This is a genomic window from Paenibacillus sp. J22P59, assembly GCF_059383895.1.
Genome location: NZ_JBXENX010000013.1, coordinates 1 through 24073, shown reverse-complemented (window position 1 = coordinate 24073; position 24073 = coordinate 1). Strand labels below are relative to the sequence as shown.

The 24073-nt window shown below is 46.4% G+C and carries 21 protein-coding genes and 1 riboswitch; of the genes, 17 read left to right on the top strand and 4 right to left on the bottom strand.

Annotated elements, in window-relative coordinates; all coding sequences use genetic code 11:
- Positions 1-58 precede the first annotated feature (58 nt).
- Positions 59-2128 carry a methyl-accepting chemotaxis protein gene (locus AC50YO_RS20440; RefSeq protein ID WP_494850134.1) on the top strand — a complete coding sequence of 690 codons (2070 nt, stop codon included), beginning with the start codon at positions 59-61 and terminating at the stop codon, positions 2126-2128.
- Between the two features lie 115 nt (positions 2129-2243).
- The gene (locus AC50YO_RS20435) at positions 2244-4085 is read left to right on the top strand and encodes a peptidoglycan D,D-transpeptidase FtsI family protein (protein WP_494850027.1); all 1842 of its coding nucleotides are present in this window, start codon (positions 2244-2246) and stop codon (positions 4083-4085) included.
- A gap of 12 nt (positions 4086-4097) precedes the next feature.
- Here the strand turns inward: AC50YO_RS20435 and AC50YO_RS20430 are convergent, their stop codons facing one another.
- Positions 4098-5219: an AI-2E family transporter gene (locus AC50YO_RS20430; protein ID WP_494850026.1), complete on the bottom strand. Its 1122-nt coding sequence runs from the start codon at positions 5217-5219 to the stop codon at positions 4098-4100.
- Between the two features lie 167 nt (positions 5220-5386).
- Between AC50YO_RS20430 and AC50YO_RS20425 the strand changes: the two genes are divergently transcribed.
- Entirely contained in the window at positions 5387-6787 is a 1401-nt protein-coding gene (locus AC50YO_RS20425; protein ID WP_494850025.1) for a polysaccharide deacetylase family protein, read from the top strand.
- 384 nt (positions 6788-7171) lie between these two features.
- Here AC50YO_RS20425 and ilvD read toward each other — a convergent pair whose 3' ends face one another.
- Entirely contained in the window at positions 7172-8857 is a 1686-nt protein-coding gene (gene ilvD, locus AC50YO_RS20420; protein ID WP_494850024.1) for a dihydroxy-acid dehydratase, read from the bottom strand.
- 215 nt (positions 8858-9072) lie between these two features.
- Here ilvD and AC50YO_RS20415 point away from each other — a divergent pair, with 215 nt between their 5' ends.
- The 4 genes from AC50YO_RS20415 to AC50YO_RS20400 all read left to right on the top strand — a co-directional run bounded on the left by AC50YO_RS20415 (position 9073) and on the right by AC50YO_RS20400 (position 12437).
- Positions 9073-9774, top strand: coding sequence for a response regulator transcription factor (locus AC50YO_RS20415; RefSeq protein ID WP_494850023.1), 702 nt, complete (start codon positions 9073-9075; stop codon positions 9772-9774).
- Positions 9764-10867: a sensor histidine kinase gene (locus AC50YO_RS20410; protein WP_494850022.1), complete on the top strand. Its 1104-nt coding sequence runs from the start codon at positions 9764-9766 to the stop codon at positions 10865-10867. The genes AC50YO_RS20415 and AC50YO_RS20410 overlap by 11 nt, the downstream gene beginning before the upstream one ends.
- Positions 10868-10962: 95 nt before the next feature.
- Complete coding sequence (locus AC50YO_RS20405; protein WP_494850021.1) at positions 10963-11883, top strand: D-alanyl-D-alanine carboxypeptidase family protein; 921 nt, start codon at positions 10963-10965, stop codon at positions 11881-11883.
- Positions 11884-11921: 38 nt separating this feature from the next.
- Positions 11922-12437, top strand: coding sequence for a MarR family winged helix-turn-helix transcriptional regulator (locus tag AC50YO_RS20400; RefSeq protein WP_494850020.1), 516 nt, complete (start codon positions 11922-11924; stop codon positions 12435-12437).
- 74 nt (positions 12438-12511) lie between these two features.
- Here the strand turns inward: AC50YO_RS20400 and AC50YO_RS20395 are convergent, their stop codons facing one another.
- Positions 12512-13903, bottom strand: a complete 1392-nt coding sequence (locus tag AC50YO_RS20395) for a hypothetical protein (RefSeq protein ID WP_494850019.1) — start codon at positions 13901-13903, stop codon at positions 12512-12514.
- Positions 13904-14142: 239 nt separating this feature from the next.
- Here AC50YO_RS20395 and AC50YO_RS20390 point away from each other — a divergent pair, with 239 nt between their 5' ends.
- From AC50YO_RS20390 to queF, 10 genes are all read left to right on the top strand, one after another.
- Complete coding sequence (locus AC50YO_RS20390; protein WP_494850018.1) at positions 14143-15180, top strand: BMP family lipoprotein; 1038 nt, start codon at positions 14143-14145, stop codon at positions 15178-15180.
- Between the two features lie 72 nt (positions 15181-15252).
- Entirely contained in the window at positions 15253-16758 is a 1506-nt protein-coding gene (locus AC50YO_RS20385) for an ABC transporter ATP-binding protein (RefSeq protein ID WP_494850017.1), read from the top strand.
- Positions 16745-17812, top strand: a complete 1068-nt coding sequence (locus AC50YO_RS20380; RefSeq protein ID WP_494850016.1) for an ABC transporter permease — start codon at positions 16745-16747, stop codon at positions 17810-17812. The genes AC50YO_RS20385 and AC50YO_RS20380 overlap by 14 nt, the downstream gene beginning before the upstream one ends.
- Complete coding sequence (locus AC50YO_RS20375) at positions 17796-18719, top strand: ABC transporter permease (protein WP_494850015.1); 924 nt, start codon at positions 17796-17798, stop codon at positions 18717-18719. Before AC50YO_RS20380 ends, AC50YO_RS20375 begins: the two co-directional genes overlap by 17 nt.
- 45 nt (positions 18720-18764) lie before the next feature.
- Entirely contained in the window at positions 18765-19436 is a 672-nt protein-coding gene (locus tag AC50YO_RS20370; protein ID WP_494850133.1) for a sulfite oxidase-like oxidoreductase, read from the top strand.
- 1 nt (position 19437) lies between these two features.
- Positions 19438-20160 carry a nucleoside phosphorylase gene (locus tag AC50YO_RS20365; protein WP_494850014.1) on the top strand — a complete coding sequence of 241 codons (723 nt, stop codon included), beginning with the start codon at positions 19438-19440 and terminating at the stop codon, positions 20158-20160.
- 256 nt (positions 20161-20416) lie between these two features.
- A riboswitch (PreQ1 riboswitch) is annotated at positions 20417-20460 on the top strand.
- Between the two features lie 96 nt (positions 20461-20556).
- On the top strand, positions 20557-21222 hold the full coding sequence (queC, locus tag AC50YO_RS20360; protein ID WP_494850013.1) for a 7-cyano-7-deazaguanine synthase QueC: 666 nt from the start codon (positions 20557-20559) through the stop codon (positions 21220-21222).
- On the top strand, positions 21219-21662 hold the full coding sequence (gene queD / locus AC50YO_RS20355) for a 6-carboxytetrahydropterin synthase QueD (protein WP_494850012.1): 444 nt from the start codon (positions 21219-21221) through the stop codon (positions 21660-21662). Before queC ends, queD begins: the two co-directional genes overlap by 4 nt.
- Entirely contained in the window at positions 21655-22383 is a 729-nt protein-coding gene (gene queE, locus AC50YO_RS20350; protein WP_494850011.1) for a 7-carboxy-7-deazaguanine synthase QueE, read from the top strand. The genes queD and queE overlap by 8 nt, the downstream gene beginning before the upstream one ends.
- Positions 22384-22402: 19 nt before the next feature.
- Entirely contained in the window at positions 22403-22903 is a 501-nt protein-coding gene (gene queF / locus AC50YO_RS20345; RefSeq protein WP_494850010.1) for a preQ(1) synthase, read from the top strand.
- A 598-nt stretch (positions 22904-23501) separates the two neighbouring features.
- Here queF and AC50YO_RS20340 read toward each other — a convergent pair.
- Positions 23502-23789, bottom strand: a complete 288-nt coding sequence (locus AC50YO_RS20340; protein WP_494850009.1) for a hypothetical protein — start codon at positions 23787-23789, stop codon at positions 23502-23504.
- Positions 23790-24073: the final 284 nt, after the last annotated feature.

The following is a 24073-nucleotide window of genomic DNA, read 5'->3' as shown; positions in this document are numbered from 1 at the left end:
TTTGTCAGCAACAGAGAAGACGAAAGCGGAACCAAACCCATCGGCCATGTCTAATAAGATGAAGGTAGCCTTGCAGGGACTGAAGGAGGGAAAGCTTGCGAATCCTATCCAATCAGTAGGAGCAAAGCTATTTATTATTATTTTCGTTAGTATTATTGCTTGCGTATTCGTAGTAGGACAAATGGCTTATTCCAAGTCAAAAGAGATTGTAGAGTCAAAAGTATCAGATGCTAGTTTTCAAACCGTGAATCAAATTGCAGACAAATTGGATATTGTATTTAAGACCTATGATGATTTAACGATGCAGATTATGCTGGATGCTGAATATAATCGGATGGTTAAAGAGCTGGTCGAAGCAACCGATCAATTCTCCACTTTCGAGAAAAGCAGAGCATTAACACAGCGGGTTCAGACTTATATCTTGACTAATAATTCGATTCTAGGTGCTTATTTACTGCCAGTAGATCCTAAGAATCCGATCATTACAGCAGGCACAGCGTCTCTTGAAGCTGGAGAGAAACTGGCAGGCACTGAATGGTTCGCTGAGGCTCAGAAAGGCATGGGTAAGTCAAGCTGGGTTGAGACGCAGCCTACTGGGTTTGGCACGGAGAGCGGACAAGCTTCAATTGGCATAACACGTCTAATGAAGGATACGCGACTGAACAGTGGCATTTATGTCATGCTGCTGGAGATCGATCTGGCGTTCATTCAAAAACAGTATAATGAAGTTGTATTGAGCGAAGGCAGCAACGTTGCCATTGTAGACAGCAGCAATAATTATATCGCGAATAAAGATAATGCATTAATAGGGAAGACAGCTAATCTTAGCTTGCCTGCCGACAAAGAGAGCGGAAGCGTTAAGCTAAAAACATCTGAAGGTCAAGCTGTGCTGGCTGCCTACAAACAGTTCACTACGATGGATTGGAGAGTAGTCGGTACGATTCCAGTAAATCAACTGGTGAAGGATGCAGAAGAAATCCGGACATTAACATGGATTACAGCAGGTGTGGCGGTATTAATCGCGATCGCCATCGGCTTCATGGTTATTCGGACCATTGCTGTTCCTCTTATGAATATTCGCAACCTGATGAAAGAAGGGGAGCAAGGCAATCTTACAGTTCGTTATACGACGAAGAACAGAAAAGACGAGATCGGCCAGCTTGGCGATAACTTCAATAAAATGATGACGCAGATTACAGCGCTTGCTAAGCAGACGACCCAGTCTGCTGATGATGTATTATTTACTGCAGGAGAGCTTTCTGAGGCATCCAAGAAAACGGCAGTCTCAGCAAGAGAGATATCTGTAGCAACGGAAGAGATCGCTACTGGAGCTTCCAGTCTGGCAGTTGAAGCAGAGAGAGGCAGCGATTTAACTGGCAATATGAATATGCAAATGCAGACGGTCATGGAAGCCACCAGTCAAATGGTTCTCTCTGCGGGTCAAGTAGAGAAAGCAAGTCAGCAGGGTACCGCTTATATGGGGACATTGATTGAAAAGACGAACATGACGGAAGAAATGACCCGTTCTATGGTGGATAAGGTTGATAGCTTGAAGGAGAGCACAGGCTCGATTGTTAAAATTCTAGATGTGCTCAATAATTTGACCAAGCAGACGAATATTCTATCCTTGAATGCTACGATTGAAGCTGCTCGTGCTGGAGCTGCCGGCAAAGGCTTCATGGTCGTGGCTGACGAGATTCGTAAGCTCGCAGATCAATCCCGTCAATCCATTGATGTCGTTGCCAAAATTACGGAGCAGATTCAGACCGAGATCGGTGAAACGGTTGATGTCCTTTCGGATGCATACCCACTCTTCCAAGAGCAGATTGGTTCGGTTAAAGAAGCTAACCAGATCTTCATAACCGTTCAAGCTCAAATGGGACAATTTGTAGAAAAGCTAGATTCTGTAACAGAGTCTATTGAAATGCTGGATCAATCGCAGACCGTATTATCTGAGGCAATGGGCAATGTGAGCGCGGTAGCCGAGGAATCCTCCGCAACCTCTGAGGAGGTAGCATCACTTAGCACCGAGCAGCTCAATGTGAGCAACGGTCTTGTCAGCCTTTCAGAGAAGCTGGATGCCGTATCTAGCGGCTTGAAGGATTCATTAGCAAGATTCAAAATATAAACAGCTTCAAACAAAACCGTTTGGCCGGATTGTCGGTCAGACGGTTTTTTTCTGTTTTTTTGAGGCGATACTGGAGGGGAAGCAACAACGCAGGTTACATACGGAGGTTATTGAAATGATTCGACGGGCAGCGGTAATCGCAGCACTATTTACTTTATTATTAATCGGATGTATTCTGCGTCTTGCTTGGCTGCAGTTAATTCCTGGCTCAGCGGTTCCGTCTTCACACCTGTATGCCAAAAACGGCGGTTGGAAACGAATGTCGGTGATTCAACGGCAGCGTAATCTTGTACTGGATACAGGAAGAGGGGATTTCACGGATCGCAAAGACAAGGCGATTACAGGCGAGACTTATTATACGCTGGCTTGGTTTCCGATAAGTCCAAAGGCACGAGGGACGCATGCTGAGCTCCAGCGGTTGGCTGGTCTGCTCGGAGTGACAGTCGAGGAGTTGATTAGGAAATGGGATGGGCTGCGTGAACCGGGCTTTTGGCATAATGGGGCGGAGGAGCTTCCTTATCGTCTCTCTTCTGGTCAAATAGAGCAGCTGTCCCATTTGCAGCTTAACGGCATACGAGTGCTTCCTTATCGCAGCCGCTATATCGCAGAGTTTCCAGCTAAACAGGCTATTGGATTCACGAGTCAGCATCCTGAATGGCTGGAGGCCGCCTATCCGAAGGAATTGGCGAAGGGGAAGAGAAAACGGACGGAACAGGTGGGCGGCTCAGGGCTGGAGAAATCATTGGACAAGCTTATTCATGGGATCGGTCCTACATCAGTATCCTATTATACGGATGGAGCTAACCAGCCTTTGCATGGTCTGGATATGCGCATATCATCTGCTCGCAGCCGCTATTATCCGTTGCAGGTGAAGACTACCCTTGATCTGAATCTGCAAAACCAGATTGAAAATTACGCAGATTCCCAAAAGCTGAAAGAAGGAGCAATCGTGGTGCTTGATATCCGCAATGGGGATATTATATCCATGGTATCGAGGCCGCAGATGAATCCTTATCAATTGGGCGAAGGCAATGGAGAGGCGTGGGCCAATCATGCTTTGAAGGCGATTGCTCCCGGCTCGGTATTCAAGCTCGTGACGGAAGCCGCGGCGCTAGAAGCCGGTGTTGTGAGTGAGAAGGAAACCTTTAGCTGCAACGGAGAGTATGGCCGCTATGGCCTCTCCTGCTGGAAGGAAGGCGGCCATGGGCACCTGAATCTGCATGAAGGGCTAGCTCAGTCCTGTAACATTGTATTCGCGACCCTTGCAGAACGACTGGAAGCGAAGCAATTACTGCAGACGGCTTCAGCTCTTGGTATTGGGAGGCAGGCAGGTTGGCATGCGGAGAAGCCCTTCGGTCCTTTCCATAAGCCGCTCCGCCTTCTGGGGGAGGAAGAAGCAGGTCAATTATTCGCTGCTGCTCAGGCAGGCGAAGCAGAAGCCGCCGCATCCTTGCTGCGGGTGGATGGCGGGGCGATGGTGCAGAGTGCTATAGGTCAACGTGATGTGTTAATGACCCCTCTGCAGGCTGCGAATTTGATCGTTACGATAGTGAACAGAGGGCGTGTTGTAGAGCCGCGTCTTGTCAGCGAGATCCATTATGCCAATGGACAGCTGATGACGAAGCTAGATGTGAAGCAAGCATCAAAAAACCGTGACCGAATTCATTCGGACACGGCTGGCAAGCTCCTTCGCGGGATGCAGGCGGTCGTTGATCACGGGACAGGACGCTCCATCCGAGATGGAATATGGAAGGTGGCAGGGAAATCTGGCACAGCTGAGATTAAGCAGGCAGGTCAGCCGCGTGTACATCAATGGTTCGCGGGCTATGGACCAGTAGAGGCCCCCCGTTATGCGGTTGCTGTCGTCTCGAAGCATCGCCTGCCCGGCACCCCAAATCAAGGAACAAGGCTGTTTCGAGGGGTCATGGATATTTTGGCTAAGGACGCTGATTCCTAGATTTCACTCGGGCTAGTCCTTCTCTTGCTCAAGCTCTGTGCTGCTTAAGTCGAATTCGCCTTGCGGCGTGCGAATCCAACGATGGAAGAACCCTTGGTCATACAGCGATTTTATTAAAATGATCAGGATTGGAGATAAGATAACGCCTGCGACACCGAACAGCTTGAGTGAAATGATCATAAATGCCAGCATCGTGAAAGCGGACACGCCAAGTGTATCTCCGGTAATTTTCGGTTCAAGAATTTGTCTGGTCAAGGTGACGACAAGAAATAGAATGGACAACCAGATTGCCAATGTCGTTTGTCCGACGATGAACAAATAGATAATCCAAGGGATGAAGATCGTCGCAACGCCCAGCAAAGGGAGAATGTCGAAGAATGCACTCAGCAGAGCAATCACGAACGCATTCTTTACTCCAAGCAGCAATAGAGCGACCAGGATGACGACAAACGTAATGCTGACCATTTTGGCTTGGGATTTCAGATAAGCGCCTATTCCTTTAAAGACATTATCACGAAGAAACTCAAAAGCTTTCTTAAAGGTATTCGGGGTTTTTTCATTAGCTGTTTTTTTCCAAATTTTAATTTCAATACTTAAAAAGTATGCTAGAATAACTCCTACTGCGAAGTTGAAGATAAAGGTAGAGAACGAAGATACATATCCAAGCAGGCTGGTGAATACGAGGTTGGCCAGCTTCGGTAAATATTCGGTTGCTCCATTAATGTAGGTAGTCAGCTGCTCGACCCATTCCGGGGGCAGTGCAAGCAGCTTTTCCTGTAATATTCCTGAATTGCTATTGAGCTGCTCCTTCAATATTTCTTGATATTGAGGAAGCTTATACGTGAAAAATTCTGTGCCTTGAATCGTCAATATGTAGCCGAGTCCCGAGAAGGCTCCGAGAATAATAATGGAGAAGACGAGTACGGATATGCCGGAGGCGATTGATTTCTTCAGTCCGAGCCGATTCAATCGACGCGCCAATGGTTCAATACATAGATAAATAATGAAAGAGAAGAATATTGGCGTTGCAATTTTATACAAATAACTAAAGACGACCATGGTGAGATAGACGGTAAGCGCAATGAGTGCAATATCAAAAGCAGTGCGCCAATATTTTTTATAAAACGGTAGCATAGTGGACGGATCCCCTTTTTGGAATAATATTCATATCTCTAATAGGATTGTACTATAATAATTAATTGGATGCCTATTTTTAAGTCCATTATGGTACAATTAATGCTGTCGTGTATTGGACATTACAAGTGTTCATCTAAAATTTTATATAATGGTGGGGAAACAAAATGGAAAATTTGCTGCTTTGGGCACTTTACATCTTGTCCTTCTATGCCTTCATCCCTGCATTTATTAGTCGTACGTTCGGTTTTCGAGTGTTCAAGAAGGGAAAAGTGGATAAGGAGATCGCGCTAACCTTTGATGATGGTCCGGACCCGGACTATACGCCGAAGCTGCTCGAGCTGCTCAAGCGTTACAATGCGAAAGGAACCTTTTTTGTAGTGGGCTCGCATGCAGAGAAACAACCTGAATTGCTCCGGCAAATGCAAGCGGAAGGGCATATTATTGGGATTCATAATTATGTTCACAAAAGCAATTGGCTGATGAGACCGAAGTCAGTAAGGAAGCAAATTGCCATTACCTCTGACGTTATACGAGAGGCGACGGGAACAAGTTCCGTTTATTATCGTCCGCCATGGGGAATTATTAATATTTTTGATTATTCAAATTTGGGTCACTTGCAGCTTGTACTCTGGTCAGCCATGTTCGGTGATTGGAAACTAAAGCTGGGAGCCGATCGTCTTAAGAGGCGGATGTTGAGGAAACTTCGTCCGGGTGAAGTACTGCTGCTGCATGATTGCGGTCGTACGCCGGGTGCAGATATAGATGCTCCTGCTAATATGCTTCAGGCTTTGGAGGCTTATTTGGAGGAAGGAACGAAACGCGGCTACCGCTTTGTAGGGATCGCTGAGCTGATCAAGCTTACAGAGGCAGCCAAGGCGAAGAAGCAATCCTGGATGAAAAAAGGAATGATTGCCGCATGGCTTCTCTACGAAAAAGCTTTCCATGCCTTATTCCGATTGAAGCAGGTGGGCACAGAAGCTCCCGCTTTTCATTATCGGGTGACCTCTTACAACGGACAGACCGTCGATTTCTCGAATAACGAGGGTCTGATCAAGGGCGATAAGATTGTTGAATTGCATTTCGATAATCGGATGCTGTCCAGTATTGCAGCTAACTCAAGCTCGCCAGTTGCGACGGGTATCAAAATGCTGCGCGAAGTGGAGCATGCTCTGCCAATACTTGCTGATCAAGTGATCCAAGACCCAGAAGCCCAAGGCGTAAAGGCTGTCTATGGAGTGACGATGATCCATCGTGGAGCGGATAGGCTAGGATTCCACACGTATCGGTTGCCAGATGGTTTATTCGCTAGAACAACAAAAATTTATTTGCGCATACTTATGAAGGTACTAACGAACAAACAGCGCAATGCAAGAGGGCGCGAGAGAAGAAATGCGATCGATCCACATATGCTGTTAATGCCCGTTAGCACGATGCTGTCCTATGCAACGCTCAGTCAGAGCTTTGCGCATGAGGAAGCGAAGCCCTTGCTAGAGAAGGCAGATAGAAGCAATCATTCGATTGCTGAAGAAGCAGCACATGTTGGCGGAAGTACCTCTGCTGTATAACATAATCTACAACAAATTGCTTTCATTTGAATTGTATATAAATAGCGAGGACGTAGCCAAGCAATAGCTGGTGCGTCCTTTTTTTCAAAGAATAATAGAGTAATGCTGATAATTGGGCAGGAGTGATCTATATTATGTTTGAGATTAAGTATGAAATTTTTGAAGATGATATCCATGATCTTCGTACAATTGATTTAGAGACAATTATTACTGCAAATTGTTTTACCAAGATTAGTGCATTTAGCGGCGTTTAGGGAAATTGAGTCCTAGATTGCCGCTTTTTTGTTAGTGGTACGATTTGAAGCTTGTTTGAAAATAATGACCAATTACATAATAAAAAAAGTGCACAGCCGTATGGCTATGCACTCGAAGATAAATTTATAATTACATTTTCATTACGCCGCCAGTGCTGGCGTTCGTAACAAGGTGAGAATAGCGAGCAAGGTAGCCGCGTTTGATCTTCGGCTCAAAGCCAGGCCATGCAGCACGGCGTTTCTCGAATTCTTCGTCGCTGATCAATACGTTCATGGAACGATTGTTCATATCCAGCTCAACGATATCGCCATCATTAACGAAAGCGATAGGGCCGCCTTCTGCTGCTTCTGGGGATACGTGGCCGATACTGATACCGCGGGATGCGCCAGAGAAGCGTCCGTCAGTTACGAGACCAACCTTAGCTCCAAGACCCATACCAACGATTTGGGAGGTTGGTGCAAGCATCTCAGGCATGCCTGGGCCGCCTTTTGGACCTTCGTAGCGGATAATAACGACATGTCCTTCTTTAACTTTACCATTAGCGATGCCAGCGAGTGCGTCATCTTGCGAATCGAAGCAGATCGCAGGGCCTTTGTGGTAGCCGTTAACGGATTTGTCAACCGCTCCGACTTTGATAATAGCGCCGCGTGGAGCCAGGTTGCCGAACAATACGGCAAGACCGCCGCGCTCGCTGTGCGGATTATCAATTGTATGGATAACGTCAGTATTTTGAATTTCTTGACCGATAACATTCTCACGAAGCGTTTTGCCAGTTACCGTGATTTGGTCGCCATTCAGGGCGCCTTCTTTTTTGAATAGCTCATTAAGCACAGCGCTTACGCCGCCTGCATTATGGACATCCTCAATATGATAATCCGATGCAGGAGCAATCTTCGCCAAGTGAGGAACACGCTCAGCCACTTCGTTAATGCGCTCAATTGGATATTCGATACCCGCTTCATGAGCAATTGCCAAAGTGTGAAGAACGGTGTTCGTGGAGCCGCCCATTGCCATATCAAGCGCAAAAGCATTATCAATCGTTTCTTTCGTTACGATATCACGCGGCTTGATGCCCTGCTCAATAATTTTCATTAGTTGACGAGCTGATTCTTTAACGAATTCTTTACGTTCAGGGGATACAGCAAGAATGGTACCATTGCCCGGTAGAGCAAGGCCAAGGCCTTCTGCCAAGCAGTTCATCGAATTGGCTGTGAACATGCCTGAGCAAGAGCCGCAAGTCGGGCAACCGAATTGTTCAAGCTCCATAAGCTCATCATCATTGATCTTGCCAGCTTGGTGAGCGCCTACGCCCTCGAATACGCTGGATAGAGAGATGGAGCGGCCGTCTGAAGTTTTACCAGCCTTCATAGGTCCACCGCTTACCATGATTGTTGGAATGTTAACGCGAAGTGCTCCCATAATCATGCCGGGTGTAATTTTATCACAGTTCGGAATACATACCATGCCGTCGAACCAGTGGGCATTAACAACTGTCTCCACTGAATCTGCGATAATCTCGCGGCTTGCCAGCGAGTAACGCATGCCGATATGACCCATAGCGATACCATCATCAACGCCAATGGTGTTGAACTCAAACGGTACGCCGCCTGCTTCTCTAATTGCTTCTTTAACCAGTTTACCGAATTCTTGCAAGTGGACGTGGCCAGGAATAATATCAATATAAGAGTTGCAAACCGCGATAAACGGTTTGTCGAAATCTTCTTCCTTAACGCCTGCCGCACGCAGAAGGCTGCGATGTGGAGCGCGGTCAAATCCTTTTTTGATCATGTCAGAGCGCATTCTTTTTGCCGCCATGTAAGTCCCTCCCATGTGATTGTCGATACGTTTGAGTGTATCACATTGGACAACCATTGGCTATATACTTACCTCTGCCAGAATGAAAGCCAAAGCTTAAGAAAGCTTAAATAAAGCCTTAAAAATTCTGAATATTGTCTTGTATACGGGACTTTTTGCAATGTCATCCTGTATATTGAAAGCAGTCCGAGCAAGCTGAAGAAGGGGCGAAGGAAATGAACCGACGTATATTGATTGTGGATGATGAACGAGAAATTGCCGAGCTAATTGAGATTTATTTGAAGAATGAAGGTTTTTTGACAACGATCGCTTTTGACGGGGAGCAGGCACTCCTCGCGTATGAGGAGCAGACCTTTGATTTAGTGATTCTTGATATTATGATGCCAAAGATGGATGGGCTGGAGGTATGCCGAAGGCTGCGCCGCGATCAGTCTGTGCCGATCTTAATGGTAAGCGCAAAGGTTGAAGATATGGATAAAATAATGGGCCTAATGACCGGAGCCGACGATTATATGAGCAAGCCCTTCAATCCGCTGGAGCTGCTTGCACGCGTGCGTTCCTTGCTCAGGCGTTCTTATCAATATAATCCGAGCAGCGCTGCGGCGGATGGAGGGAATGAGCAGGGGCTAAGGCTGGGCTCTCTTCGGATTGATAAGAGCAGTCATACTGTAGAGGTAGAGGGACGGCCCCTCAATCTGACCTCAACGGAATTTGGCATCCTGTATTTGCTTGCCAGCAATCCGGGCAGGGTGTTTAGCGCAGAGGAGATTTTCCAGCAGGTATGGAAGGAAAAATATTTTGAATCGAACAATACTGTTATGGTTCATATCAGTAAACTGAGGGACAAGCTTGAGCAGGAGCTCGGTGACAAGCTGATCGTAACCGTGTGGGGGGTAGGGTATAAAATTGAAGGGTAATTTGGCGCTTCGCATTGTTGGAAGATCAATCTCCCACTTGCTGTTCAGTATTGTGTTAGCTGTCTTTTCGCTGTATGTCGTTTATATTGGCATTGATATCTTGTCGAGGCCTTATTATGACATAAGAATGTTTCTAAAAAGAGGACTTAATTTGTTCGGGGATGACATTACTTTAACGATACTCGGAATCCTGCTCTTCCTCTTTTATTTTGTTGTGCTGCAATGGCGCTACTTTCATTATGCAGGGGAGATAGGGAAGGCTACGCGCTACATCGCAGAGGGGAATTTTGATTATTTGATCGAGGTCAAGAAGAAGAATGTATTCGGGGAGCTTGCCAAGGATACGAATTATTTGGTGGAGCGCTTGAAAAATTCATTAGATGAGGAAAGAAAGGCCGAGCAGACGAAAAATGAGCTGGTAACCAATGTTTCACATGATTTGCGGACCCCGCTTACTTCTGTGTTAGGTTATCTGGGCCTAATTGAACAGGATCGCTACCGTGATGAAGTAGAGCTTCGTCACTATGTTCAGATCGCCTATGACAAATCGCTGAGATTGAATGATCTCATCAACGATTTATTCGAATATACAAGGATGCGCCATGATGCGATTCCTCTCCATCGCGTAAACTTTAATCTCAAGGAGATGCTTGGGCAGCTGCTGGTGCAATTCCATGTAGAGCTGGAGCAAGCAGGAATGAAGGGCAGCTTGAATAGCGAGAATGAAGAGAAGGGGCTAATGATCACTGGAGACCCATCAAAGCTTGTCCGCGTGTTTGAGAATTTAATGGCCAATGGCATCAATTATGGGCGGGATGGGAAGAAGCTTGATCTTCATCTTCGAAGAGAGGGACATACGGCAATCGTTGAAGTGATCAATTATGGAGAGCCGATTCCGAGCGGAGATCTTCCGAATATATTTGATCGCTTCTACCGTGTAGATAAGTCCAGAACAGAGAAGTCAGGCGGATCAGGACTTGGACTTGCTATCGCTAAGGGAATCGTCGAGAAGCATGGGGGTACGATTACGGCATCAAGCAGCTCCTACATGACTTCCTTTATGGTTAAGCTTCCCATTAGCCCCAAAGCTTAAGAGTTTTTTAAGACTATTTTATGATTGCGTTACAGTCCTCTTTAACTTCTGCTCCTAGAATGAGAGCTATAGAAGTTGAAAGGGGATTTTTTATAATGAGAAGCACGAGAAGTGACGGAGGAAAATATGCCAGACTGCTGTTGCTCCTAGGGGTTATTATGCTTGTCTGTATCGTTATATCGGCAATGGGGCGTATGACTTCTAGCAGAGAACCTGCTATTGAAGCAGAATCAGCGATTATAATAGATGCGGAGACAGGGAAAGTTCTCTATGAGAAAAATGCCAATAAGCCTCTCCCGCCTGCGAGCATGTCCAAGATGATGACGGAAATTATCGTTCTGGAGCACATTAATAAAGAAAAGCTGGGATGGCAGGACAAGGTCATAACGAGTAGGTATGCGGCAGAAGTGATGGGGGCACAGATTGGCTTTGCACAAGGGGAGGAGTGGACGGTGAAGGAGTTATTCGATGCGATGACAATACATTCCGCTAACGATGCCGCCGTTGCGCTAGCCGAGCATATTGGGGGATCTGAGCAAGGCTTTCTTAAGCTAATGAATGAACGGGGACAGAAGATTGGATTATCCGATCAAGCCATATTCGGCAATGCAACGGGCCTTAGCCGCTCGGATTTAGCCCAGTTTGAAGCTGCCGCTAATGCAAAAGATACGGAGCTGTCGGCTAAGGATACGGCAATATTAGCGCGCTATTTGATCAAAAAGTATCCGCAGGTGCTTGATATTACGACAAGAGGCAGTGTACTGCTGGAGCGCTCGGACATGAAGCTTGCGACAACGAATATGATGCTGTCAGGGAAGCCCTATGCTTATCCTGGCAGTGATGGCTTAAAAACCGGCTATACAGAAAGAGCGGGCTACTGCTTCACAGGAACGGCGAAGCAGGATGGCAAGCGCTTGATTACGGTCGTTATGGGATCAAGCACCGCTGAGTCCAGATTCGAAGAGACAGCTGAGCTGTTGCAGTATGGTTTTCAAGCAAAAGGCATGAAAGGCTAGCATAGTGCAAAATTTAATTGGTCTATCAGGTTGGCTGAATGTTGAAAAAACGTTATAGTATAGGAAATGCATATCCTATAACGGTGAGGTTGAAGATGGATTTGAATGAGATGAAATTGGAAAAGATGCGAGAGATGGATGATCGCTTTCGTATGCTGCGACGGCTTATAACCAATGAATATAATCGCTTTAACGTTAATGGGATTGGAATGACGGAAGGGAAGATGATCCTTCTGCTCTCTGAGCTTGGGCCTCAAAAGGCTACTGCAATGGCAGAGCTTCTGCGAATTACAAGCGGTGCGGTAACTGGAATCGCGGATAGGCTTATCGAGCATGGCTTTATTGATCGCACACGAAGCAATCAAGATCGTCGAATTGTGCTGCTGGAAATTACCGAGGAAGGAAGAAAGGTCGTCGGTCAGATTCTGGAGGTAAGAGAGAGAATTATGATTAGCCTGTTTGACGATTTCGAGCTTGAAGAAATGGATGCAGCGATTAGTCTGTTCGAGAAGATGACTCGCAATGTACAGGCGATGCAAGATGGCTACAGGTGATTAATGAAAAAGAAGTGTCCAGCCCGTATGCATGACGGATTGGACACTTCTTTTTATTTGAAGAATGGGCTTGCTTACTGAGATTCGCCGTTCAGATAATTGAAGAATGGTTTGTCGACCCAGAACTTATAGGAAGTTACATCCCAATCTTTGCCGAGTTTTTTGAAGCCTTCTACGATGGAGGCGGAGTTCTCATTCAATGAGAAGGATTGTGCATAGTAATGGCCCTTACCGACGATTTTGTTGTTTGTAATTTGTTCGTATTCAGGAAGCTCTGTCAAGGAATAGTACAACGGCTGCCACCATGAGCTTGCAATAAGACCAGCTTGTTCTGCGCTATCCTTCTTGGCATACTGCAATACGACCGGCTGGAAGCGGGCTTTGTCCCCTGCATTATCGAACTCGAACTTCAAGTCGTATTCCTTGGCATAAGCGATGTAGTTGCCGTTTTCGATTTGTACGACTTTATAGTTATCGGTCTGTACTGGCTCTCCCCATTCTTTCAGATAAATGAAGGCGGAAGTTTTTGGCTCCAGCTGTATCTTTGCATTCAGCCCTTCGCTGCGCAGAAGACCAATTAATTGAATGGCATGCTTCAGATTGTCATGACCATAAGTAATCGACAGCGATTCTACAAAGTTAGCGTCAAAACGGGCATCCTTAAGGTTATAGCCTGTCACCAGATTCTGCTTCAATGCAGTATCTACAACTTGCTGAAGCTCAGCGGATTGAATAAGGTCGGCAGTGGAATAGGCGTTCGTAAGCTTCGCATAAATATCTGAATCTGCTGCTTCGCCAATGTAATGCTTATATTCACCTTTGATGGACAAGATATGGACTAGCAGAGTCTCAGCCAATGCAGGAGAGAGCTTTTTGCCTTTAATTTCGGAATAGAAGGACTTTGGCAGCAGGCCGGAGTCAACAGCTGTCGCCAGCTCTTGTGCCGCTGCAGTGCTCAATGAAGCAGCAGACAGATTCAGCTTTTTTAAAGAAAAGGCTGTTTTCTCCGCCCCGTATGTAGACGCGAGCTCTTTCAAATCCGCTGCTTTAACAGCAATATACAAAGAAGCTGCTGCAGTTAGTGGCTGATCGGCTTGAACTGTAGTTGAAGTTATGATGCCATGCTCATAAAGTGCGGCAGCTGCGGCATAATAAGGACTGGTTGCGGCTAAATCAGCAAAGACAGGTGCAGCCTCTGTAGGCTCCAGATCAAGTATGCGGGCAATATGCTGAATAAATTCTCCTCGGGTAATGGAGCTGCTCGCAAAAGCGATATTGTATTTGTCTTGCAGAAACACTTTGAATTCGTTAGTAGAGCTTGCTTGTGTGGCAGATAAAGGTGCAGCAGCTTGCACAGCCGGGATGGGTGCAGCAGCTTGAAGCGGTACAGCGGTCGACAAAGCGAGAGTAAGCGCTACGGCAGTAGAGACAAGTGGTTTTTTCCATGTAAGATGCTTATTTCTCATAATAATTTCCTCCAATATGTATAAAATGTTAACCTTACTAAACTAATAGGAATAGTGTGATAATGGTATCATTGTTACAAATTCGTGTCAATACGTGATTTAGGGAACAAAGGATGTACATAATAGTGTAGAATAAACAAGAAATTTGTCGAAATACAGGATTGACAAATTCCTATTAACCCACTAGGATAAATAGGAATGAGAGAGAAAACTAATAAGGTTAAGGGGAGAACTTACGAATGAAAAAGACAGTTTCCTTAGTAGTTTCACTATTTGTTATCGTTGCGATGCTCGCTGCTTGCGGTTCTAACGGCAAGAACGAGAACGGAGCTAACAAAGGCGAGAATGGAGCAGGCAATGCAGGTGGAGAGAAAAAACGTATTGCATTAGTGCTTCCAGAAAAAATGGGTGTTAATCCTTTCTTCGTATCCATGGATGAAGGCTTCAAACGTGCAGGTGAAGAATTCAATGCAGAAGTGAAAACGATCGAATCGACAGACCCGGCAGCATTCGAGCAAAATCTGCGTGCTACTGTGGCTGAGAAATATGATCTGATTATAACAGCAACTTTCCAAGCTGAAGATGCATTAAGGAAAGTCGCACAAGAAAATCCGGACAAGTCCTTTGCGATTATCGACACAGAGGTTGATCTTCCGAACGTACGCAGCGTAGTGTTCCGTGAGCAAGAAGCGGCTTATCTGCTTGGCGCACTGGCTGGCTTGTCTACAAAGACGAATACAGTTGGCGCTGTAGTAGCAATGGATACACCGCTATTGAAGAAATACACTTACGGATTCGAGCAAGGGCTTAAGAAAACGAATCCAGAAGCAAAATATTTGATTAACTATGTAGGTAACTTCACGGATTCCGCTAAAGGCAAGGAATTGGCATTGCTGCAATATAATCAAGGCGCGGACTTCGTAGCAGGCATGGCAGCAGTAGGCGACCTTGGCGTGTTCGAAGCAGCGAAGGAAAAGAATCTTTATACTTCTGGTCAAGACGTTGACCGCACAGAGCTTGATGCGGAGCATATCGTATTGTCCCAGCTTAAAGGAACGGATGCCGTTGCTTATGAGACAGTGAAAGCATTCACTTCCGGAACATTCGAATTTGATTCTGTTGATTATGGTCTGAAGGAAAGCGGCGTAGGCGTAACTTTCGTAACGCATGACAGCAAATCACCGCTTAGCCCATTCATTGGTCAAGAAAATATTGACAAGGTCAAAGCTATTGCTGACGACATTATTTCTGGTAAGATTGTTGTAGAAAAAGCTTAATAGTAATATTCACCGGCTGCGGACAAAGCAGCCGGTTTCCTTGTTGCTGGCTTATTAGGGAGGAGAGCTCGCATGCTGTTGCGAATGGACAAAATAACGAAATCTTATGGTGCCGTAACGGCTAACCGAGCAGTTGATTTTACGTTGCAGGAAGGGGAGGTTCATGCCCTCGTAGGAGAGAATGGAGCCGGTAAAACGACGTTAATGCGTATTTTGTATGGAATGGAAACGCCAACGTCAGGATCTATATCTATTCGTGGGAATGAAGTAGCCTTCTCAAGCCCGGTAGATGCAATTCGCAGTAAAATTGGCATGGTGCATCAGCACTTCATGCTTTTTCCTTCGTTTACGGTAGCAGAGAATATTGTGATCGGCCGCGAACCAGGCAAAATAGTCGGGTTTGACCGTAAAGAAGCTGCGGCACAGACCGAAGAGTTGTCGCGTCAATATGGGATAGCGGTAGACCCTTGGAAAAAGGTTGAGGAATGCTCACTTGGCATGCAGCAGCGTGTCGAGATTCTGAAGGTTCTCCATCAGGGCGCTGAAGTCATCATATTAGATGAGCCGACAGCCGTGCTTACTCCGCTTGAAGTGAGTGAATTGCTCGTTACGATTAAGGCTTTGGCACGTCAAGGCAAGAGCTTCATACTGATTAGCCATAAGCTCCAGGAAATAATGGAGGTAGCTGACCGAATTACAGTATTAAGAGACGGTCAGGTAACGGGAACGATTGCGGCATCGGATACGAATGTGGAGCAGCTATCCCGATTAATGGTTGGTCGCGATTTGGTGGATCTGAAGAAACACTCGCCAGAACCAGGGAAAGCGGTGCTGGAGGTTCGTAATTTGACAGTGAACGGCAAGAAGGCAAAGCCTTTGTTAGATCAGGTAAGCCTGAGTGTTCATGAGGGAGAAATTGTAGGGATAGCCGGGATTTCGGGTAATGGCCAGTCGGAATTGCTCCAGACGATCTCTGGTTTGATGCAGCCCGATGAAGGCGAGGTTCGATTGCTGGGCACCAATATTGTCGGAAGCACCGTTCGTTCCATTCGCGATCAAGGCTTGGCTCATATTCCTGAGGACCGCTACCAATGGGGAGTGGCTAAAGGGGCGACGGTTGAGGAAAACGGGCTTATGGGACATGCCCGCAAAAACAATCGCTTCGGTATTCTTCGCCATTCTGGCATTCGTCATATGGTGAAGGATTGGGTAACGCAATTCGGTATTAAGACGGGATCGATACATACGAAGGCTCAGAATTTGTCAGGCGGCAATCTTCAGAAGCTAATCGTTGCCCGGGAGCTTGCCCAGCGTACCCCATTCCTCATAGCGGCAGAACCAACACGTGGAGTAGATGTTGGAGCGATGGAAATTATACATGGTGAATTATTGAAGAAACGATCGGATCGCGGTGCAATTTTGCTAGTGTCCTCGGAGCTTACGGAAATATTGAAGCTGTCTGATCGTATTCTCGTTATGAATGAAGGCCGAATTGTCGGTGAACTGCCGTCCGAGACGGCTACTGAGGAACAAATTAGTCTTTTGATGGCGGGAGGGGAACAGGTTGGATTTGCTTAAAAGCACGGGACGTGCGCTGTTACAGCCTCTTCTCGCTATTATTGTAGGTTTGGCGGCAGGAGCTATAGCAATAGCCATCGTTGGTGGCTCAGTGCTGGAGACTTATGCGCAAATGTGGAACGGTGCCTTCGGCAGCTTTTATTTTCTAACGAATACGCTAAGCCGTGCTACACCGATTATTCTAATTGGTTTAGGGGTAGCACTAGCCTTCCGGGCTGGATTTTTCAATATGGGCTCAGAGGGGCAAATGGTGCTTGGTGCACTTAGTGCTGCTTTGACCGCTATTTATTTGCCTGGTCCGGGAGCATTGAAGCTGGTGGCAGCACTGTTCGCAGGCATTATCGCAGGCGGGCTCTGGTCGGCTTTTGCAGGCTGGCTCGATGCCAAATTCCGAATGAATCTTCTTATTACAACTTTATTGCTTAATTATATTGCCACTCTATTCGCAGGCTACATCGTTTCTTATCCATTGATGGATCGAAGCGGCTCAGCTGCAATGGCACAGACGGTTATGATTGAGCAGAGCGCGTGGCTGCCGAAGCTTTTCTCAGGGATGAGCGTTCATGCCGGTTTCTTATTCGCTTTGTTCGGTACGATTCTTCTTGCCCTGTTCATGAAGCATACGGTGAGCGGTTATGAGATACGCATGATGGGCGGCAATCCATTGTTCGCCAGCTACGGCGGCGTGAAGCGTGGACAGCTGATGCTGTACAGCATGTTCGCCAGCGGCGGCTTCGCGGGTCTGGCTGGTGCAGCAGAGGTGCTCGGAACACAATATCGTTATTTGGACGGAGCCTTGACTGCTCCTAGCTACGCATGGTCAGGCATTATGGCTACTCTGCTAGCTGGCTCGAATCCGATTGGCACTGCGGTTGCTGCTATTATATTGGCAGCTTTGCAGACAGGCGGCATGGGCGTCGAGAGAAATACGGACGTTCCGCTAGAGGTGTCGAGTATTATTCAGGCGGTGCTGATCTTGTTTATTTCGGCGAAATTCACCTATTCGTTCATTAAAAAGAAGAAAGCGGGGGCTTCCAATGGATCAGCTGTTTGATGTATCGTTGTTTGCTTCCACCTTGCGGATGGTGACGCCGATTCTGCTGGCAGCCTTAGGAGGAGCATTATGTTCTCGCGTCGGCTTGTTCAACGTGGGTCTTGAGGGGCTTATTCTTATTGGTGCTTTCGCAGCAATTGTAGGCAATCATCTGACGGGAAATGTCTGGCTGGCCGTATTATTTGCAATTGTTTGTGTCATGTTCTTTTCTTTATTGCTGGCTTATATGAGCATTAATCTTAGGGCCAATGTGATTGTCGTCGGTATTTCATTGAACTTTTTGGCGATAGGACTTACGACCTTTTCCCTTCGTGCCATTTTTGATGTGAAGGGCGCTTATTACGATAAGGATATGGTAGGGTTGCCTAAGTGGGATATTCCTCTAGTGAAGGATATTCCTTGGGTAGGGGATGTATTGTCTGGCCATTCTCCGCTTGTCTACTTATCATTGGTGCTCGTTATCGCGCTTCAATATTATTTGTTCCGGACGGTATCCGGGTTCAGGCTGCTTGCTGCGGGCGAGAATCCGACAGCTGCCAGAAGTCTGGGGATCAAGGTAACACAAATTCAGTATGGCGCAATTCTAATGTGCGGTGTACTGTGCGGTCTTGCTGGTGCTCAGCTGTCCCTTGGTCAAGTGACGATGTTCACGGAAGGCATGACAGCTGGCCGCGGATTTATTGCTTTGGTTGCGACTATGCTCGGCCAATCCAATCCGCTTGGCGTTGCTGGCTCCAGCCTGCTGTTTGGTTTCATGGATGCATTGAGCACAAGGCTTCAAAGCTTTACGATACCTGTTCATTTCACTATGATGCTTCCGTACGTCGTAACGATTATTGCGATGCTCTTCTTCAAGGATAAGAGCTACATGCAGGAAGCCCGCAAAGCGAATGAAAGCTCGCGTTAATCCTTGCTTATTACGTCTTAGGAGGAACTGGACATCATGAATTCGATGCACAAGAAAGCGGAGCGGCTAAAAAAAGCGCCCATTCGGCAAGTCGAGATAGCGCCTGAGCTTGCTCATAGGCTGCCTCCTGGGCAGACGGTAACAGAGCGCTTCCCGATTCTTCACGAGGGCGAAGTGCCAACTTATGATCTTGCTGACTGGACACTCCGCATATTCGGAGAAGTAGAGCAAGAGAAGATCTTCACCTTCGACCAATTGATGGATTTGCCTCAATCGAAGCAGGTTCATGATATACACTGTGTTACTCGTTGGTCGAAATTCGATACGGAGTGGGAAGGAATACGATTCATAGATTTGCTTCCTCTGCTTGGGGTAAAGCCCGAGGCGAAATATGTGATGATTCACGCGGATCAAGACTACGATACGAATCTACCGCTTGCGGATATGCTGCATACGAATGTGATGCTTGCCCATCGCTTCGACGGTGAACCGTTAACCGACAAGCATGGCTGGCCGCTGAGACTCGTAGTGCCGCACTTATATTTCTGGAAGAGTGCGAAGTGGATTCGCGGTATTGAATTCATGGCAGAGGATCGCCCTGGCTTCTGGGAACGGAACGGCTTCCATAATTATGCCGACCCGTTCAAGGAGCAGCGCTTCTCTGGCGAAAAAATAGACATACCCGAGGATGAGTGGGTTCATAAGGAGTTTGATTAGAATGTTATTGTCTATCTTGCAAGTAAATAGTGAAGATTTGCCCGAACTGGCCATTGTATGCGGTGACCCGGGACGTGCGGAGAAAATAGCAGCTAAGCTGACTGGTGCCCGCGAGCTGGCGTTCAGTCGTGAATACCGTACCTTTGTTGGCGAATACAAGGGTGTGCAATTGGCTGTTGTCAGCCATGGGGTGGGCTCGCCAGGGGCAGCCGTATGCTTCGAAGAGCTGATTCGCGGCGGCGTGAAGACGCTTATCCGTGTGGGTACAGCTGGTTCTTATTCGGCAGATCATCCTGCTGGCAGCTTGATCATAAGTACAGCAGCTGTTCGCGCTGAGGGCTTGACTCGTCAATTGGTACCAGACGGCTTCCCTGCTGTTGCAGACTCTGATGTAACGAATGCTTTGTATGCTTCTGCCTTGGAAGCAGGCGGGATCGTCAAGAAGGGGATCACCGTTACGCTGGATGTGTTCTTCAACGGTGTGGTTGAAATTCCGCACAAGCAATACAAAGCGGCTGGTGTATTGGCTGTAGAGATGGAGATTGCTGCGCTGTACGTAGTGGCTGCATTGCGCGGAGCTCGTGCTGGAGCGATTTTAGCGCTTGATGGCTATGCTGATTCCGATCTTGCAGCGGAATATGATCCGCATACTGATGTCGTAGGGCAAGCGGTAGAGCGGGAGATAGAAGCCGCATTGAATGCGATGGTCAAGCTGGCTAAATAACCAAATCTCAATTAAACCATTCGATAAGAGACTAAATGTGCGGTTAATCCGCCAGCTTAGTCTCTTTTTTTATTGTAGGATATGATTTCAGAACGAGCGAGGGGGGAGGCTATTAGTTAATTGTAGGGTGGTAACATTTACCGCAAGAAGTAATCTGTGTTTCATAGGTGGAAAACTTGTTGCCAAATGTTCACCTGTGCTATAGTACGGAAGGTAACAGCTTAATAACAAGTCTGAGCCAGACTAGAGGTCTGCTTCAGGAGAGGTTCGCGAACTCCCTCTATAAAAAACTAAGGAAGAAGTGAAGCCTCCTTAGGGTTTCCTTTTTTTGTTTTATGGGTATGAATAGGTTGGGTTCGAAGGACTTCTCTCTAATTGAAAGGGAGGAGAATTGTAATGAAGCAAGGTAAAGCAGTCGTCGTATTCAGTGGAGGGCAAGACAGTACGACCTGTCTGTTCTGGGCTATGCAGCGATATGAGGAAGTAGAGGCCGTTACGTTCAACTATGGACAGAGGCATGCGCTGGAGCTGGAATGTGCGGCTCAAATTGCTGACGAGCTTGGGGTAAAGCATCATGTCCTTGATATGTCACTATTAAATCAGCTTGCGCCTAATGCATTGACAAGGGATGATATTGCCATTGAGCAGCAAGAGGGGGAATTGCCTTCGACCGCTGTTGATGGAAGGAACTTATTATTTCTCTCTTTTGCTGCAGTGCTTGCCAAGCAGATAGGAGCGCGGACAATAATCACGGGTGTCTGTGAGACTGATTTTAGCGGTTATCCGGATTGCCGTGATATTTTTGTGAAGTCGCTTAACGTTACGCTCAATTTATCTATGGATTATCCATTCCTGATTGAGACACCATTAATGTGGCTGAGCAAGGCTGAGACATGGGAGCTAGCGGATCAGCTTGGCGCTTTTGAATTTGTCAGGAACAAAACATTAACCTGTTATAACGGAATAATAGCGGAGGGCTGTGGTGAGTGCCCGGCTTGCCAGCTGAGGAACCAAGGATTATCACAGTATTTGTCTGTAAAAGAGGTGAAGGCTCTCTCATGATACAGCAGATTTATCCTGTTACTCAGCATCCTTATAGCTATGAATTGAATAAAGATATGCAGTTCGCAGCAGCCCATTCCATTCCGAGCGAGGAAGCGGGTAAATGTGCGTTCGTCCATGGGCATACTTATTTTGCTAATGTGACTATTGCTGGAGATGAATTGGACTCCTCAGGCTTTCTCGTTAATTTCTCCCTGTTGAAGCAATTGATTCATGATCGCTTCGACCACACCTACCTGAATGATCATCAGGAATGGTTTGATGCCCATAATCCTGAGCGATTTCCTACAACAGAAGTAGTAGCTCGGACCATATATGAGATTGTTCAAGCTTTTTTGGACAGCACGGTGAACAAGCCGCAATGTATTCAAATCTTTCTAAGAGAAACGCCAACGAGCTATTGCCTATATCGGCCGAAGCGGGGATCTGCCCATGAATGAGAAGCGGCTTCCGGTTATGGAGATATTCGGACCGACTGTACAAGGCGAAGGAATGGTTATCGGGCAAAAAACGATGTTCGTGCGGACAGCGGGCTGTGATTATTCTTGCTCTTGGTGCGATTCGGCTTTTACATGGGATGGTACAGGCAAAGACGATATTCAGATGCTGACCGCTGAGCAGATTATAGCCGAGCTTCGTGTGCTAGGCGGTCATTCTTTTTCCCATGTTACCTTGTCTGGCGGCAATCCTGCCTTGCTCAAGCATATGGGGGTATTGGTGAATGAACTGCATCGCGAAGGCATTCGTGTAGCTGTTGAAACGCAGGGAAGCCGCTGGCAGGATTGGCTGCTCGATATCAACGAGCTGACTCTTTCCCCCAAGCCCCCAAGCTCTGGCATGGCGACCGATTGGCAAGTGCTTGATCAGATGGTCAGCAGATTGCGGGATAATCGGAGCGAGTTCAGCTTGAAAATCGTTATTTTCGATAAAGAAGATTTGAAGTATGCTGCTGGTGTGCATCGCCGGTATCCAGATACGCCGTTCTTCGTCCAAGCGGGCAATGATGATTTGGCAGAAGGGGATACGGCGAAGCTCCTTGGCAAGCTTGTCAGCCGATATGAATGGTTAATTGAACAAGTCATGCACAGGGAAGATATGACCGATGTCCGGATTTTGCCGCAGCTTCATGCATGGGTGTGGGGAAATAAACGAGGCGTATAGACGAGAGGGGACAACAAGTATGACTACAGGAAGACCAAATAATGAACTGCAAGATTTAAGCTTGCTAGGCAATCAAGGGACACAATATCCGTTTCACTATTCGCCTTCTATATTGGAGGCCTTTGATAATAAGCATCCCTATCGAGATTATTTCGTGAAATTTAACTGTCCGGAATTTACCAGTCTATGCCCTATGACGGGACAGCCTGATTTCGCGACAATTTATATATCCTATATTCCAGATGTGAAAATGGTAGAAAGCAAATCGCTCAAATTATATTTATTCAGCTTCCGCAATCATGGCGATTTTCACGAGGATTGCATCAACATTATTATGAATGATCTAATCGAGCTGATGCAGCCTCGTTATATAGAAGTATGGGGGAAATTCACGCCTCGAGGCGGAATTTCAATAGATCCTTATAGCAACTATGGAAAGCCAGGTACGAAGTACGAGCAAATGGCAGACTATCGCTTAACGAATCATGACCTGTACCCGGAGAAAATTGATAACCGATAACGGACAAATGATAGAACGGAACGAATGACATGCAGTGGCATTAACACAAGCAAAGCATGACCTATCCTCGTATATTATAGTAGAACATGAGGAAAGGAGTTGCCTGATATGTCTTGCAGACCAATTTGCCCGACAATCCGTGTATATGATCCGCCTGTTACCGTCGTCAATGACGTCTTTCATCCGCAGATTGTGGAAGTTGTGCATCAAGTGAATGTTGTTACTCGCCACCACTGTTGTCCTGTAGAAAAGCATCTCTATCAATATTGTCATGAGGATGTAGATTGCACGCAATCCAACAATGACCATCACAGAAGTGATTGCAAAAAAGATCACAAGAAGGATCACAGAAGTGGTCATAGAAGTGATCGCAGAAGCAGAACTGGCGGGAATTCTTATATTTCTAGAACTAAATCAAAGTCTAAAGCGAATAAAAAGAAATAATAAGTAGGATAGAAAGAAGCGAATGGGAGAACAAAGTCCGCCGCCGCTCAAATGAGCGACCGGCGGATTTTGTTGTGTAAGCTTTGGTGAAGGAGATTAGTGATTGTTGCCTGAAGCATTTCCTTTTTTGTCGGAGGATTTTGTTGTTGTGTTTTTATTGCCATGTCCTTGTTGTTTTGCCATGGATGTCACCTCCTCCAAAGTTTTGCGAAGCAAAACTTACTTCGAAAGCAAGAGCTTCGTTTTGCGAAGCAAAACTTACTTCGAAAGCAAGAGCTTCGTTTTGCGAAGCAAAACTTACTTCGAAAGCAAGAGCTTCGTTTTGCGAAGTAAAACTTACTTCGAAAGCAAGAGCTTCGTTTTGCGAAGCAAAACTTACTTCAAAACATGAGCTTTGCTCTGGAATATTACTTTTTGAGCGAAAGCTAGGCTTATTTTGCACGACTTTCGTTTGTTTTAAAAGTTTTTCAAGAAAAAGCTTGCAATGATATATGCGCCCATGGTATATTCTAATTCCGGCCGAGAGAGATGGACGGAAACGAACAAAACAAACAAGCGATGATCACTTTCCTACATACCAATAAGTTTTGCAGGAAAGAAAAAAGAGCTTGACACAACAAACGCTGACATGATAAGATAATAGGCGTTGTTGAAAAAGTAATTGTTCTTTGAAAACTGAACAACGAGCGAAACTGCCCCATTGATCCTCGGATTGATGGAGAAGCA

Coding starts and splice junctions, on each gene's coding strand:
- AC50YO_RS20440 (WP_494850134.1), top strand. CDS start 59: ATGAAGGTAGCCTTGCAGGGACTGAAGGAGGGAAAGCTTGCGAATCCT.
- AC50YO_RS20435 (WP_494850027.1), top strand. CDS start 2,244: ATGATTCGACGGGCAGCGGTAATCGCAGCACTATTTACTTTATTATTA.
- AC50YO_RS20430 (WP_494850026.1), bottom strand. CDS start 5,219: ATGCTACCGTTTTATAAAAAATATTGGCGCACTGCTTTTGATATTGCA.
- AC50YO_RS20425 (WP_494850025.1), top strand. CDS start 5,387: ATGGAAAATTTGCTGCTTTGGGCACTTTACATCTTGTCCTTCTATGCC.
- ilvD (WP_494850024.1), bottom strand. CDS start 8,857: ATGGCGGCAAAAAGAATGCGCTCTGACATGATCAAAAAAGGATTTGAC.
- AC50YO_RS20415 (WP_494850023.1), top strand. CDS start 9,073: ATGAACCGACGTATATTGATTGTGGATGATGAACGAGAAATTGCCGAG.
- AC50YO_RS20405 (WP_494850021.1), top strand. CDS start 10,963: ATGAGAAGCACGAGAAGTGACGGAGGAAAATATGCCAGACTGCTGTTG.
- AC50YO_RS20400 (WP_494850020.1), top strand. CDS start 11,922: ATGTTGAAAAAACGTTATAGTATAGGAAATGCATATCCTATAACGGTG.
- AC50YO_RS20395 (WP_494850019.1), bottom strand. CDS start 13,903: ATGAGAAATAAGCATCTTACATGGAAAAAACCACTTGTCTCTACTGCC.
- AC50YO_RS20390 (WP_494850018.1), top strand. CDS start 14,143: ATGAAAAAGACAGTTTCCTTAGTAGTTTCACTATTTGTTATCGTTGCG.
- AC50YO_RS20385 (WP_494850017.1), top strand. CDS start 15,253: ATGCTGTTGCGAATGGACAAAATAACGAAATCTTATGGTGCCGTAACG.
- AC50YO_RS20375 (WP_494850015.1), top strand. CDS start 17,796: ATGGATCAGCTGTTTGATGTATCGTTGTTTGCTTCCACCTTGCGGATG.
- AC50YO_RS20370 (WP_494850133.1), top strand. CDS start 18,765: ATGCACAAGAAAGCGGAGCGGCTAAAAAAAGCGCCCATTCGGCAAGTC.
- AC50YO_RS20365 (WP_494850014.1), top strand. CDS start 19,438: ATGTTATTGTCTATCTTGCAAGTAAATAGTGAAGATTTGCCCGAACTG.
- queC (WP_494850013.1), top strand. CDS start 20,557: ATGAAGCAAGGTAAAGCAGTCGTCGTATTCAGTGGAGGGCAAGACAGT.
- queD (WP_494850012.1), top strand. CDS start 21,219: ATGATACAGCAGATTTATCCTGTTACTCAGCATCCTTATAGCTATGAA.
- queE (WP_494850011.1), top strand. CDS start 21,655: ATGAATGAGAAGCGGCTTCCGGTTATGGAGATATTCGGACCGACTGTA.
- queF (WP_494850010.1), top strand. CDS start 22,403: ATGACTACAGGAAGACCAAATAATGAACTGCAAGATTTAAGCTTGCTA.